The 546-nt window shown below is 65.8% G+C and carries 1 protein-coding gene; it reads right to left on the reverse strand.

The features are described from left to right. Window positions 1–152: 152 nt before the first annotated feature. A partial coding sequence (locus tag ACGF49_RS24770) for a tyrosine-type recombinase/integrase (protein WP_387493387.1) occupies window positions 153–546 on the reverse strand: 394 nt, incomplete at its 5' end.

Here is a 546-nt window from a genome sequence, read left to right on the forward strand (position 1 = left end):
GCGTTGGGCGGCCTGGACCGGCTCAACGGGGACGTCAGCGGTTGGGCCGCCTGACGACTATTTACCCCCGCGTGCGCCGAGGCTAACGGGCAGTCCGGCTACGGTCTGCCCTCACACCGAACCCGCCCAGCTTAACGGGGGCGTGCGAACGGTCAGCGGCTATCGGGGGTTGAGGTCGGCTCTGAACTGTCCGGCGGCGTGTCCGTGTCGGCGTTATCGTCGGCGCACAGGTCGGCCAGTAAACCCACCTCATCGGCGTCGCGGACTTTTTCGTCGGCCATTTGCTCCGCCGGATGGGTGCTGGCGTGCACCGCCTGCAAGGCCCGGATAGAGACCTGCGTATACACCTGGGTGGATTCCACGCTGGCATGGCCTAACATGGCCTGTATCCAGCGCAGGTCCGCCCCGTTCTCCAGCATCTGCGTCGCCATCGCGTGCCGGAACAGGTGGCAGGCACCTTTTTTCTCGATGCCGGCGGCCCGGATATAGCCGCTCACGGCATTCGTGATACCGTTCGGCTGCAACCCGTCGAGACCGTCCATTGCC

Source organism: Photorhabdus sp. RM96S (assembly GCF_042879335.1).
Taxonomy (GTDB): domain Bacteria; phylum Pseudomonadota; class Gammaproteobacteria; order Enterobacterales; family Enterobacteriaceae; genus Photorhabdus; species Photorhabdus kayaii.